Consider the following 14,011-nt stretch of genomic DNA (forward strand, 5'->3'; position numbering starts at 1 on the left):
TACGATTTGGCGAGCTTTTGCGAAAAATAATTGCATATGGGCACTTATTGGGCTTTACGTTGAATCTTATGGATGAAATCTTATGAGACGCGTCCCATTTCGGCATATACGCGAACCAATAATCGGCTGCGTATTTACGTTCAAAGGCTTCATTTAAACTTGGAAACCGGACCTGGGCGTTGAAAGCATCTTCTATTCGAAAAAGTTGATGAGTTTGCGTACATGCCCTTAGTTTAGAGTCTAAGACAATTCTCGCACCTCTCCCATTCACTCTTGAAAAGGGAGATTTAAAAGATGGAAAACCTTCGCTCCCAGCGAAGGTTTTTTACGTGTTAAGAAAGTTTGATTCCGAGTGAAGCGAGGAGGCGGAGAGAGAAATTCAGTGAAGGAACGATAGTGTTCGCCTTTGAAATCGAGAAAATTCCACTTTAATTTGATTCCTTTTCCTCGATTTCAACAAGCGACCGGAACGAATTTTTCTCGCAGCCACCACGCTTCTATAACGAATAGGACTTTCAAAGACACCCTGAAACCTTCGCTTCCAGCGAAGGTTTTTTGCTTTTCCTCTCCCTTTTAAAGCCTTTTAACAAGCAAAAAGGATTCGAAAAAACCATTTAATAAATATTGTGGAAATCTTTGATATGGGTTAGTATTCGGGTTAGGGTGTGGTTTTCAAAGAATTTCAAACAAAAAACTTGTTGAATGATGAGGAGGTTTGATCGATGTTGGAACAATTTGGATCAAAGTTCAAGAAGAGTACAATCCTGTTTAGTGCAGCGATACTGGGGGTTTCGCTGGCCGGACCGATTCAACCACAGACAGCTGCTGCTGCGGAGAACACGAATGCACCTCGACAGATGGAGTATCTGGAACGCGGCATTGTCGCCGTCAATACGGACGAAGGGGTATTTGTCAGTTGGAGACTGCTTGGAACGGACCCGGAAGGCACAACGTTCAATCTGTATCGCGATGGACGCAAAATCAACACTCAGCCAATCTCAACAAGCACCAATTATTTGGACCCGGCAGGAAAGACAAACTCGAGTTATTCTGTAAGCGCTATCGTGAATGGGGAAGAAGTCGATGCCTCTGCCAAAGTGAAGTCTTGGACACAGCCGTACAAGTCGATTCCGCTGCAAAAGCCGGCAGACGCTGTGCTTCCAAACGGGCAAACCATCGAATACAGCGCCAATGATGCTAGTGTCGGCGATCTAAACGGAGACGGCGAATACGAGCTGATTCTGAAATGGAGTGCGGGAGAGCAGGATAATTCCCGATCCGGATATACCGGTGAAGTATTAATCGACGCCTATAAGCTGGACGGCACACAGCTCTGGAGAATCGGATTGGGCAAAAATATCCGGGCAGGCGCGCACTATACACAGTTTATGGTGTATGACCTAGACGGCGACGGCAAAGCGGAAGTGGCGATGAGAACGGCCGACGGCGCCAAGGATGGAGCCGGTAACGTAATCGGCGATCCGGATGCTGACTATCGAAATGCAAGCGGATACATTTTAGAAGGACCCGAATACTTAACGATTTTCGACGGAGAGACGGGCAGGGAAGTCGTGAGCACCGACTTTTCGCCGGAACGGGGTAACCTGGGAGACTGGGGAGATACTTACGGAAATCGCGGAGACCGCTTCTTGGCGGGGATCGCTTATCTGGACGGACAGCGGCCGAGTCTAATTATGACACGCGGCTATTATGCAAAAACAATGCTGTCCGCCTACAATTTCCGGGACGGGGAACTGAGCAAGATCTGGACGTTCGATACTGATGAAGGATATCCGGAATATGAGGGACAAGGCAATCACAGCCTAAGCGTTGCGGATGTGGACGGCGACAGCCGGGACGAGATTATTTTCGGAGCTGCGGTTATCGACCATGACGGTACTGGCTTGTATTCGACAGGCTGGAACCATGGCGACGCGATGCATGTAAGCAATCTGAATCCGAACAGACCGGGACTGGAAGTGTTCCAGGTACACGAATCGGGCCCGTACGGATTAACGATGCGTGATGCCGCTACAGGCGAAATGCTGTGGAGTCATTCTACGGGAGAAGATACGGGACGCGGCTTGGCGGCGGATATCGATCCCCGCTATCCGGGAGCGGAAGCGTGGGCGGTGTCCGGTGCTTGGAACAGTAAGATTGGCAATATGTATACGGCCGCCGGCGAGAAGATCGGAGAGAATATCCCAAGTTCGAACTTCGCAATCTGGTGGGATGGTGATCTGTCGCGCGAGCTGCTGGATCACGATTGGACCGATTACGAGATTGGCATCGGAACGCCGCGTATCGACAAATGGGATTATGAGAATGGCAAACTCGTTAATCTGCTGACAATGGAAGGCACGACCTCGAACAACGGAACCAAAGGCACACCGGTGCTGCAGGCCGATTTGCTCGGCGACTGGCGCGAGGAAGTCATCGTGCGGAATCTCGACAGCACTGAGCTGCGTATGTACACGACTACCGACTTGACGGAATATCGCATTCCCACACTGATGCACGATCCGGTCTACCGACTGGGTATCGCTTGGCAGAATGTCGCTTACAACCAGCCGCCGCATACAAGTTATTTCCTGGGCAATAGTATGGAGCAGCCGCTGGCAGCGAACGCCAACTATATCGTGCCTTCTTCGATCGATATTGATCCGCACGTATTAGCTGGAAAATTGACAGGAAACGTGAAGATCGGCGTAGGAATTCCGGATAACGCTGCACAATTGGCGAGTTCCTCGGTACAGCTTATGGTCAACGGACAAGCTGTAGCGGCGGAGATCAAGAAGGTAAGAAAAGGCTACGATGTTAAAGCAGACCGCAGAGCGTTTGTGCAGGCGCTCAGTGGACAGAGTGGAGAAGTAGAAACGAAAATCGCTCTTGTCACCGAAGCCGGATATATGTTCGTCGGAAAAGATACGGTGATGCTTAAGACGGAAGCGCTGACGCTGTCCGTTAAAGGCAACAACCGTGTGAAAGCAGGCGAAGAATTCACTCTGAGTTATGCCATCAACGGCGCGAGCGACAGCATACGTGATCTGAGCATGAATTTGTCCTACGACCCAGACGCCCTGGAGTTTGTATCGGCAGAATCCCCAGTGAAGCAGCTGGAGTTTTCCGCAGAAGCCGGCCAGACGGGAACCGTAGCCGTGAAGGCAAGCGGAACAACGAACCAGCTGTTTAATAGAGCGGAACTGTTTACGGTACGTATGAAAGCCAAAGAGACGGAAGCGACGCAGAGCGACGTAACGATGCGGGACATCGTTTACACGAACGCTAAAAAAGAAAGTCATACGATTGCAGATGCTGTTCACGGGATCGATCTATTCAGCGATATTAACGAAATCATCGTGAGCAGTGAAGGCGGAGCTTCCGCTATCGACTCGAACCGCGGCACACTGCAGCTGACTGCGCAGGCGAATCCGGCCAACGCAAACCACTCGGTCACATGGTCCGTGTACGGATTGGACGGAGAGACAACAGAACTCGCTTCGATCACACAGGACGGACTGCTGTCCGGTAACACAAAAGGGCTTAACGGCCAGGTCAAAGTCATTGCGGAAGCCGTAGACGGAAGCGGCGTAACGGGAGAGCTGATTGTGGATATTTCCAATCAGCTGCTGGCGCTGACGGGTACGCTGTTCGGAGCCGAGCCGGCATGGGCGGCAGGCAGCGAATATGACAAAGCCTTCGATGGGGATGTGAATACGTACTACGACTTTAAAAATGGTGCGGGCGGCTATGCCGGCATCGACCTCGGCGAAGGGTTCGAAGCGCGGCTTGGCGAAGTACGCTTCTATCCGCGCAAAGGAATGGAAGTCCGAATGAACGGAGGCAAATTCCAAGGCTCCAACGTATCGAGTACGGAAGGGTTCGTCGATCTGTACACGATCGGCGAGCGTCCGGATGCAGGATGGAATACGGTGAACGTCTCGGCGGACACCGCTTACCGCTACATTCGCTATTACAGTCCCGAGACAGGAAACGCGAATGTCGCTGAACTGGAGTTTTACGCGGTACCGGCCGTTTCGGACCCTCTTCCGGAATAATCGATCTTAAACGGATTGGATTTAAGCGAAAATATGTACGTTGTTAAAAATAGACCGCAGCCTCTAACGAGGGCGGTCTATTTTTTTGATCTCGCGACTCAAGAATTCCGAACCTTCTCCGACTCCCGAAAGCTTTTCCAGCAGTTCGAAAGTATTCCCGCCCCACTCGCCGCCCGCCTCCCAGACCTGCCGCCCAATTCGCACATTCCATCCGTCCCAATAAGGCGTTAACTGCTCCAGAGCCTCTTCCACAATCCCTTTCGGAAGAGGCTTGTTTCTTCTCCATGACCATTCATTTAGGAACGATAATCCGCGCAGAATATCGTATTCAAAAAACCTCGGGAAGCAAGGTTTCAACCAATTGTCATTGATAATCTCGCCGCTTGATTTCGAATACACCAACCGATGTTCGGTCAAGTAACGCGCACCTTCGTCCAGAAATTCCTTTTCCCGCTCAGTAAATTCACGATTGGTATAGCGCAGGATCGCTTCAAGCGGCGGCAGAGTGGAGACAATCGAGCTTTTACGGGAATGAACATACGCGTCGGGATCGCAGTTCAGCCCGCCGTCGGGCAGCTGATGCTTCAGGAGCCAGTCACGAATCCACGGCATTTCTCTGTCAAGATCGCATCCGTACGCCTGTAGAATTTGATAGAACATGGCAAGCTCACAATGACAGCAGTCCCATTTGTTCAAGTCTTCTTCGCGAATGGGTTCATTGGCTTTGGAGATCACGAACAGCGGCCAGACGCGGGTTTGGAGAATCTTTTTCGCCTGAAGGATTGCGGACTCGGGAATGCGGTGCACTTCGCCCATCTCGTACAAAGTGCACATCTGCCACCACGCGCCCTCCCATTTATTACGGCTGTCCTCACCATGCTCCGATTCAAAGTGCGAAGTGGTTTCAAGAAAACGGATAGAAGCCTCGATTGCGGCGGAAAGCGTCGTTCTATCGGTCATGGGAATTCTCCTTAAACAAGATGTTTTCGTTCCTTCATTATAAATCATTCCCTGTGCAATGGACTGAAAAATACCTGATTCAAAAAGCGAAAAAGCGAGCCCGGAAGAAGAGGGTTTGGACATCGACGGAAGACGCTCTAAGAATAAGGTCGGCCAAGCGGCTTGTAATGATGAAGATCGAAGGATGGATGCCGGTAAGCGATGGCCCTGCCGCCTTCACAAAATATCGCTAAAGACCAAAAAGGAGACCCTGAATTATCAGGGTCTCCTTTTTGGCGATTTCTATGTCTTATCCGGCAGCTTACAACAGCCATTCCGGCTTATCCGGTTGTTCTGCCGTTTCGTTTAGTGGTTCTGCCACAGCCAGAGGCAGTATAACGGTCACAGTCGTGCCGACACCGTATTCGCTTTCGATCGAGATTCTTCCTCCGTGCAGGCGGACAATCTCTTTGCTGATTGCAAGGCCCAGACCGCTGCCGGACATTTTGGAACTGCCTTTGTAGAAGCGTTGGCCGATTTTTTCAAGATCCTCTGCCGGAATGCCTTCGCCGTCGTCTTGGACTGCGACAAACACCTGAAGATCTTGACGGACAGCGGTCAAACGAATTTCCCCGTTTAAATCGGAAAATTTAATCGCATTGTCGAGCAGGTTGACGAAAACCTGCTTGAGCCGATTAAGATCAGCATGCATGGGCAGCGGTTCGTTTGGCAGATTAGTGCTTAACGTAATGCCGCGCTTAATGTCCGCTTGGCTGTACTGAATACCCAACTGCCGAAGCAGGCTGTTCAGGTCAACGGGAATGGAACGCATACGGATTTCGCCGGCTTGATACTTGGAAAAGTCCAACAGATCTTCAACCAGTCCGATCAGTCGATCGGTCTCGTTGGTGATAATGGTCAGGCCGAGTGTGGTCGTCTCCTCGTCTTCCAGTCCGCCGACCAAGGTTTCGCCCCAGCCCTTGATCGAGGTCAGCGGCGTGCGCAGCTCATGGGACACGGTTGAAATGAAGTCATTCTTCATCTTCTCGCTCTTGGACAACTCTTCGTTCATATAATTGAGTGATTCAGCCAACAATCCAATCTCATCATTGTGTTTGCGTGCCGCTCTGGCAGTAAAATCGCCTGTAGCCATTTTCCGCGAGATCGCTGTCAGTTCTTTGACCGGATCGACGATACGGCGGGCAATAATTAGGCTGAGTGCAAAGCCCAGCAGCAGCACAGCGGCTCCGATGGCTATCGCCCAGCCGATCAGCTTGGCGACTTCGCGGTACAATGGTTCGGTCGAGACGGAGAAGCGCAGCGTTCCGATCGTTTCGCCGTAGCTGACGAGCGGACTAGATACGGCCATAATACGCTGCTTGAATGCCTGCGAGTAGCCGGTATAGCTGCCGACACCGCCCTGTTGAGCAGCGCGAACGTCAGGAGTACGGATACGCTGAGTCGAGGAGAAGCCGTATGAATCGACGATTGTTCTTCCTTGGAGGTCCAGCACTTCAACCCGGCTGCTCTCGCTCGGAACAAGATTTTCCAGAATGTAACGAGCCCTCTCCGACAAAGTGTAACCTTCCATGAACTGATTGGACAGCGTGGCCGCTGTTACAGCTCTCGACTGGACGATCTGACGGGCACTATCGAAATAATAGGTGTATACGGCAGCAGCAAAAATGACCTCGAGAACCAGTACGATGGTCAGAAGCAGAAGTCCGATCTGAAGCAGCAGGCGGCCTCTAATGCTTTTCAACATTGTGGTTTGCCTCCTCTTCCTCATCGGTGTCTGCCCCGACCATTTCACGTACTTCGTCTGCCGTTAGTCGAAGTTTTTCATACTCTGCCGCTTCGGCGCCTGTCAGATTGTTGTCCGTATCGGGAAGCAGCGCGACCGTCACTTCGGAAGAGCTTCCCGGCGCAGCCGGGCCGGTGCTTCCGAGCACAACGTATTCGTTCTGCTGATTCTCCAGCAGCGGCCGGAGACGGTTCCATTCTTCCATTGACAGCTGACGCAGAGTCAACAGTAGAGCAGAACTTCCGCCTTCCGGATCTTCATGCGGCGAATAAACGAATAAGACTTCACTGACCGTCGTATCATCTGCTTTCGGAAGTTCGATTCGATAATGTCCAAGCCAGCGGTCGGGAATACGCAGTTCGTAACCCCACTGCCAAAATCGGTCTTCGACGAACGTCATTTCGCGATTTCCGTCCCAACGATAGTAAGAGTCGCTCCATGTTTGCGGTTGAGCGGTCGGCTCGTCGGTATTCGGCAGCGGATTGGGCAGAGCGACTTCCGTGATGCCGTCATTATCGATGTCCCGATTGTTCGCTGGATAGTCGATCCACCATTTCTGCTCCGTAACGGCCAGATCCGGATTGTAATCGGGTTCATCGAGTTTCAGATTCTGCCTGGAGGAGCGCTTATCGTAGATGCTTTGAGGCAGGGACAGAACATTTCCCAGTCTTCCGTTTTCCCAAGCGAGCAGGACGGTATAGCCGGAGCGTTTTGTGCCCAAAACCTGAGCAAACAGCCCTATGCGTTGTTCCGAAGCGCGTTCGATTTGCAGATTAAGAACGTCCCCTTCAGTTCGGCGCTCTGCGAGTACAGCAAGCTTGCCGCTTTTCTCGCCAAGGACTTCAATTTGCGAAGGCGAGTCGTTAGGTTCGGCAGCAGGAAGAGCAATAGCAATCTGGTTCAGCCCGTTTCCGGCCAGATCGCCTACCGCGATCTGATCGTACGAGCGGTGCAGCAGCTCGACCGCTTTTTGATTGGCGAACGAATAGATGTACAGTTCCTTCGGAAGACCATAGCCGCCGCCTTCATAACCAAGCAGCAGTTCGGCAGATGAAGAATGGATCAGCGGTTTGATTCCGAGATAATCGAGATTTGTTCCGCTGCCGGTAATAAGGTCGGCTTTTTGCCAGGAACCGTTCTGCCTGCTCAGAATAAGGACATTAACTTCGTAATCAATATCCGGCTTCTTATAGGAAACGATCAGTTCCTTTTCTCCGTCCCCATTGAGATCGGCGAGTCGGATTGCGCTGCCCTGATCCGACTGGTCGGGGGTCGTAAGCTGATAACCGGAAGGGAGGAAAGGCTGAACAGAACGGTAAAGTGATTGTTCTTCGCCCGCAAGATTGGGAGCGTGGAGCAGGTCACCGGGCGAAGCGATCTGCCCGCAGCCGCTGACGGTCAGCAGAATCAGCAGCAGGACGGCGATTTTGATTGCATGCATGAGCGGTTTCTCCTTACGGTGATAGGGCTATTTTCTTATATCGGCATCAAGGCCGGAAATGCGACAACAATAAGGTTCAGCGGTTTATTTTCGCAGTTGGAAGGGCGCAGGTCAAGCGGAAAATTTATGAGAAGCGGAAAGCGGTAGGCTGCTTCGTTTTTTTTAACTATGGAACGGTTACAAATACGTTAAGCGTTACGACTTTCAGCAGAAATATTAAATATTTGAAGAGTGACGCTTGTTTGACATCATTTATAATAGGCGTATATACCCGCATCAGTATATCTTGGGACTCACGGAGGCTTTTATGAAACCAATGAAGGGACAACGGGAGGACTTGATCCGAATCACGTCCAAAACCTTGTTCTCACTTGTGCACTCTGTCATCGACGCGAACACTTTTTTTATGGCTTACAATAATGGCGAACAAAATACAATTATCAGCGCATGGAATGCCAAAGAAGAACTGATCAAGGAAGGAAGCGTCCTGCCTTATCCCGTATCGTACTGTAGTCTGGTAGGTCATATCGAAGGCCCAATTATTATTGAAGATACGACAATGTCGCCGCTAACACGGGAAATGCCCATTACTTTGGATATTGGAAAAGCCAGCTTTCTCGGTGTGCCGATCTGGCTGGACAGTGGGGAATTATACGGAACAATCTGCTCGCTGGATCGCCAGCATACTTTTACGGAGGGAGATGTCGAGCGGCTGTCGTATATCGCTTCGGTAGTCTCCAATCTGATTCACTTGGAAGAAACGACTTATATCGACGATCTAACCGGGTTTCTGCGCTACGGCGCTCTGGAGTCTTTCTATGAACGAAAACCGGGAACCTTGCCGAAGGCCGTAGTCTTTATGGACCTGGATGACTTCAAAGAAGTGAATGACAGCTATGGACATTTGGCGGGAGACCAGGTACTTCAGACTTTGGCGGAAGCTATCCGTAAAGCCGCCGACGATGACTGGCTTCTCTGCCGTTATGGAGGAGACGAGTTTGTGGTTATCCTACCGACGAACGATCTGGAGCAGGTTCATCATGCAGTCAGCCGCCTTGTTTTGGCTTTTCAGAAGGAAGATCTGCCGCTGCCTGAGCAGGGAGATCGGTTGACGCTGTCGATTGGGGTTTGTCTGGAAGCCGACTCCCTTCGCGAATATATCGAGCGAGCGGATGCCGCTATGTACAAGATCAAAAAAGCAGGCAAAGCCGCGATAGGTATTTTCCAGATTGAGGACCCGCAGGCGGAACTCAATATACGTCAGGCTTTGCAGCAGGAAGAACTGGAACTGTATTATCAGCCTATTGTCGAGTCGCGGGATGGACGCATTGTGTCTTACGAAGGACTGCTGCGTTGGAGGCATCCGCAGCGCGGAATGGTCTCGCCTGTTGAAGCGATCGATGCGGCTGAGAAGGCCGGTTTGATCCAGCAGATCGATCTCTGGGTACTGCGGGAGGCGTGCTTGGCGCAGCGGCTGCTGAAGCCCGAAGAGCGTATTCATGTCAATATTACGGTCAAGTCGCTGCGCGATCCGTATTTCGTTCAACTTGCCGCAGACGTATTTCAAGAGACCGGATGCCCGCCGGAGAAGATCGAAATTGAATTAAACGAGACGACCCAGCGGGTGGATGCTTCTCATATTCTTCCTCAGCTGCTCAGGCTTCAGGAATGGGGAGTAACGTTCTCATTAGATGATCTGGGAAGCCGTCATTCTTCAAGTGTAGGTCTGCTGCAGGAGCTGCCGATTGCGACTTTGAAGATTGACCGAATGCTGACTCAGGATGTGCAGACCAATCGGGTTAGCCGCGCTATGGTACGCGCTATTATAGGAATGGCGATGGAACTAGAACTGACCGTTGTTGCCGAGGGCGTGGAGACGGAAGAACAGCGTCAACAGCTGCTGTCTCTCGGCTGCCATCATATGCAGGGTTATTATTTCTCACGGCCTCAGCCACTCAGCGTCTTACACTCAGGCAGCGATGATGGGAATGAGCGGTCGATAGAAGGACGATGATTTCTGCAGCGCTGTACTATCTAGTGCTGTACTATTTCTACGACGCTGCAGCACATGGTGATGCAGCATAGGGGACTGAAGCCTAACAAGGTTGTGGAATATGATTGAAATATGCAGAAGAGGAGTTCCGGATGAACCGGAACTCCTCTTTTTTACGCGATATGCGCTTGTTTATCTGCTTATCTGTCTCTTCATCTTTTTTGCAGCTATTTGTAAGCCGTCTGTTTACGATAGACGTATTTATTCCATAAACCTGTTCAGTTCTTAGGTGCCGAATTCAAATCGACAGTCTCGTTAAGGCCGGGTTCGGATTTTGGATCGGAGCCTTTGCCGACAGCCTTTTTCAGCAGATGACTTACCATTTTTACCGCACTGCCGCTTTCCCAATATTCAGCCGTTTCCGTCTTGACCCGGATCAGCACGAGGTTCGGATCGTCGTAAGGAGTATCCAGAATTTTCTCGTAAGCTTTGTTCCAAAGTACTTTTTTACGGGCATCGTCTTCGACAAACTCCGCTGTACCGCTGATCGATACGTAGGATTTGTCGGCATAAGCCACGTTTACACGCGAGTCCTTCAAAATTTCGTCGTACTTGGCGGTATCCTTTTTGGTCAAAAACCACAAATCTCCATCAAATTCGATGTGCTGCGTCTGCATGGGCCGGGATACAAGACCCGTATCGGTAACGGTTGTGAGCATCGCCGTCTCAATATCCGCGATCAGATCCCGCACCGTTTCGATCGCTTTCGGATCGGACGTCGTAGCATGTTCGCTCAGATTGGACATGATGAATCTCTCCTTTTCCCGAAATGGGCATTTGTTAAAACCTTAAACGTGATGTCCCCGGAATAAACGATTGTTTTTGAACAAAAAAAGACAAAATTAAACAATCATTTAGAAAAGCTAGAACCGCCTTTCTACCCGAAATTGGTTCGTTTAAATCGCAATCGCTGCGGTTACATAGTGAAAGAGTTCGGCAGTGGCAGGACATGAAACGTTCGAACGACAGCCTGCCGTAAAGCCGTTATGTTTTTCGTCCCATTCAATATATACGAGGAGGCAGTCAACATGAGTGATTTCTACAAGATGCAGGATCCAACCACCCAGTATCCGAAAGCCGGCCCGGAATATGAACAGCAGCAGGAAGGACCGGGACTTCAGAAAGAAATGACCCCGATCCCTGATTCGGGAGAAACAACGTATGTAGGCAAAGGCCGTCTGACCGGACGAAAAGCACTGATCACCGGAGCGGACAGCGGTATCGGCCGTGCGGCTGCTATTGCTTATGCAAGAGAAGGGGCAGATGTCGTGCTGTCCTATATGCCGGAAGAAGAAGCGGATGCGCAGCAGGTCGTCAAGCTGATCGAGGCAGAAGGCCGCAAAGCCGTTGCAATGCCGGGTGACGTGAAAGACGAGCAGTACTGCGTAGATCTCGTTGAAACGACTGTCAAAGAGCTAGGCGGCATCGATATCCTCGCAATCGTTGCGGGCAAGCAGCAGTTCCGCGAAAGCATTGACGAGATTACGACAGAGCAGTTCGACGAGACGTTCAAGACGAACGTATACGCGATGTTCTGGTTGTGCAAAGCAGCAATCAAACATATGAAGCCTGGCAGCTCGATCATTAACACATCGTCGATTCAGGCTTACAGCCCTTCGCCAATTCTGCTCGATTACGCGACGACCAAAGCCGCGATCAACACGTTCAGCAAAGCGTTGGCCCAGCAGGTTGGCGAAAAAGGTATCCGTGTGAACGTAGTCGCACCGGGTCCGGTATGGACGCCGCTGCAGGTTGCAGGCGGACAGCCGCCGGATGCTCTGCCGGAATTCGGTTCGCAGACTCCGCTTGCCCGTCCGGGTCAACCGGTCGAAATGGCACCGGCTTATGTATTCCTGGCGAGTCAGGAGTCCAGCTATGTGTCGGGAGAGACGCTGAATGCTAACGGCGGTATGGTTTCGCCGTAACGGATTCTATATGGTTTTGAACGATAAGCATACAATTAAAGCGGCATAGCAGTCGTATTGAAGTAAGTGAAAATCTCCAGCCAATAATTGGCTGGAGATTTTTTGTTAAGCAATAATGCAAGGGAACGAAGTCAGTGCCTGCTACAGCTCTTTCGTCATAAACAAGCTGTACGGATCCAATACATAATCCCCAAACGGCCCGCATTCTACAAACCCGTGCTTCTCGTACAGCTTTCGTGCCGGTAGAAATGCGTCCATTGATCCGGTCTCAAGGCTGATCCGCTTGTATCCGCGGCTTTTGGATTCTTCGATTGCATGGATCAGCAATTTCTCCGCTACACCTTTGCGCAGATGTCGACTGTCGGTCTTCATCGATTTCAGCTCCGCATGCTCCGGGTTCAGTTCCTTGATTGCGCCGCAGCCAAGCAGTTCGCCGTTCTCCCAAGCGCTCCAGAACGTGATCTCGGGCTTGCGCAGCTTATCCAGATCCAGCGCGTGGATGCTCTCGGGCGGCGAGTGCAGCGTCATGCTGTCGAGATGATCCTGCAGCAGCGCAGCGACTTCGGGTCCTTTTAAATCATCAATTACAATCTCCATCAATCCGTTCACTCCTTGAAAAGTTGTTTTAGACCTTCTTTTTCATTTCACTTAGTATCGATTGGGCAGAAAATGTGACATTACACTGAATTGAATTCTTCTTTTCTTGCGATTTTCCTGCTTAATGGCATGAATTCTCACATATTTTTTGTGTGGTATTTTGGTTATGTTCAAGTGAGCTTGACCGCTGCATATGCCCGATATAGGGTAAGGAAAAGGAAAAGAGGAGGAGTGATCGTGCCGGAGACAAGCAGTGGAAGCCTGTTTCAAGTAGGGATGACGGACGGGAGATTACAACCGGATTTCCACGCCTATTATTATAAGCAGTGGACAGCGTACCGGATGGATTATCATTGCCACAATTCGACGGAGATCATGTATCTGATGACCGGCAGCTGTATCGTGGACGTGAAGACCGAGGAGGGAGCGGGAAAGCGCTTTGCGTTAAAAAAAGGCGAGCTGATCCTGTTGGACGCGAACGTTCCGCATCGGTTAATCGTCGAAGAAGGTGCAGTTTGCCGAATGCTGAATGTGGAGTTTGCCTTTGTACCTACAAATGCGGAATGCAATTCGGCGACAGGCATTGGTGTGCTCGCGCGCGAGGAACCGGCGCTGGCAGATCTGCTGCGGTCGCCATTTGCCAGCCTGGTACTGCCCGATCCCGAAGAAGTCCTGCATACCTTGAAATCGCTGGTACTCGAACTTGATCAAAAAGGCGGGCAGGGCATTATGGTACGCTTACTGTTCGCCGAACTGCTGCTGCGCCTAGCCCGGCTGCGGCGGGAACAGCTGGATTCGAGCCGCCAGCATGTCCATCACTATATACGCAAAGCGATGGAGTATTTGCATCAGAATTACGACCGCTCGATCCGGGTAGAAGAAATTGCCGCCGCCGTCAACCTACATCCGGGTTATCTGCACCGTCTGTTCAAGCGGCATACCGGACGTACGCTGACCGATTACCTAAACGGCCTGCGCATAGACAAGGCGAAAATGCTGCTGTCCGGAAGCGCCGTTCCCATTGCGGATATTGCCGACTATGTGGGAATAGGCAGCCGGCAGTACTTCCACCTTTTGTTTCGTAAATATGGCGGCTGCACGCCGACGGAATATCGAGAGCGTGCCGAACGCGATTCCCGGAAGAAAAACGAGGTACGCAGCATTTGATAAATGGTAGAACGAGACTTTGGATGA

At 51.0% G+C, this 14,011-nt stretch carries 8 protein-coding genes and 2 pseudogenes; 5 read left to right on the forward strand and 5 right to left on the reverse strand.

Features of this window, described 5'->3' with window-relative positions; all coding sequences use genetic code 11:
* Positions 1-722: 722 nt before the first annotated feature.
* A pseudogene (locus tag F456_RS24790) lies at positions 723-2,627 on the forward strand (rhamnogalacturonan lyase); the annotation flags it as partial.
* 339 nt (positions 2,628-2,966) lie between these two features.
* Positions 2,967-4,058, forward strand: a pseudogene (locus F456_RS24795) (cohesin domain-containing protein); the annotation flags it as partial.
* A 63-nt stretch (positions 4,059-4,121) separates the two neighbouring features.
* Here the strand turns inward: F456_RS24795 and F456_RS0111030 are convergent.
* From F456_RS0111030 to F456_RS0111045, 3 genes are all read right to left on the reverse strand, one after another.
* The gene (locus F456_RS0111030; RefSeq protein ID WP_018977087.1) at positions 4,122-5,018 is read right to left on the reverse strand and encodes a prenyltransferase/squalene oxidase repeat-containing protein; all 897 of its coding nucleotides are present in this window, start codon (positions 5,016-5,018) and stop codon (positions 4,122-4,124) included.
* A gap of 301 nt (positions 5,019-5,319) precedes the next feature.
* Positions 5,320-6,762 (reverse strand): sensor histidine kinase, encoded by a 1,443-nt coding sequence (locus F456_RS0111040; protein ID WP_018977089.1) that lies wholly within the window; start codon positions 6,760-6,762, stop codon positions 5,320-5,322.
* The gene (locus F456_RS0111045) at positions 6,746-8,242 is read right to left on the reverse strand and encodes a hypothetical protein (RefSeq protein ID WP_018977090.1); all 1,497 of its coding nucleotides are present in this window, start codon (positions 8,240-8,242) and stop codon (positions 6,746-6,748) included. The genes F456_RS0111040 and F456_RS0111045 overlap by 17 nt, the downstream gene beginning before the upstream one ends.
* Before the next feature lie 307 nt (positions 8,243-8,549).
* Between F456_RS0111045 and F456_RS22365 the strand changes: the two genes are divergently transcribed.
* On the forward strand, positions 8,550-10,256 hold the full coding sequence (locus tag F456_RS22365) for a sensor domain-containing phosphodiesterase (protein ID WP_018977091.1): 1,707 nt from the start codon (positions 8,550-8,552) through the stop codon (positions 10,254-10,256).
* Positions 10,257-10,513: 257 nt separating this feature from the next.
* Here F456_RS22365 and F456_RS0111055 read toward each other — a convergent pair whose 3' ends face one another.
* Positions 10,514-11,041 (reverse strand): pyridoxamine 5'-phosphate oxidase family protein, encoded by a 528-nt coding sequence (locus F456_RS0111055; protein WP_018977092.1) that lies wholly within the window; start codon positions 11,039-11,041, stop codon positions 10,514-10,516.
* Between the two features lie 282 nt (positions 11,042-11,323).
* Between F456_RS0111055 and F456_RS0111060 the strand changes: the two genes are divergently transcribed.
* Positions 11,324-12,220 (forward strand): SDR family oxidoreductase, encoded by an 897-nt coding sequence (locus F456_RS0111060; protein ID WP_018977093.1) that lies wholly within the window; start codon positions 11,324-11,326, stop codon positions 12,218-12,220.
* 141 nt (positions 12,221-12,361) lie between these two features.
* Here the strand turns inward: F456_RS0111060 and F456_RS0111065 are convergent, their stop codons facing one another.
* Positions 12,362-12,817, reverse strand: coding sequence for a GNAT family N-acetyltransferase (locus F456_RS0111065; protein WP_018977094.1), 456 nt, complete (start codon positions 12,815-12,817; stop codon positions 12,362-12,364).
* Between the two features lie 237 nt (positions 12,818-13,054).
* Between F456_RS0111065 and F456_RS0111070 the strand changes: the two genes are divergently transcribed.
* Positions 13,055-13,984 (forward strand): AraC family transcriptional regulator, encoded by a 930-nt coding sequence (locus F456_RS0111070; protein WP_018977095.1) that lies wholly within the window; start codon positions 13,055-13,057, stop codon positions 13,982-13,984.
* The last annotated feature ends 27 nt before the right edge of the window (positions 13,985-14,011 follow it).

Origin of the sequence: Saccharibacillus kuerlensis DSM 22868, from assembly GCF_000378145.1 — a bacterium.
GTDB classification, from domain to species: Bacteria; Bacillota; Bacilli; order Paenibacillales; family Paenibacillaceae; genus Saccharibacillus; species Saccharibacillus kuerlensis.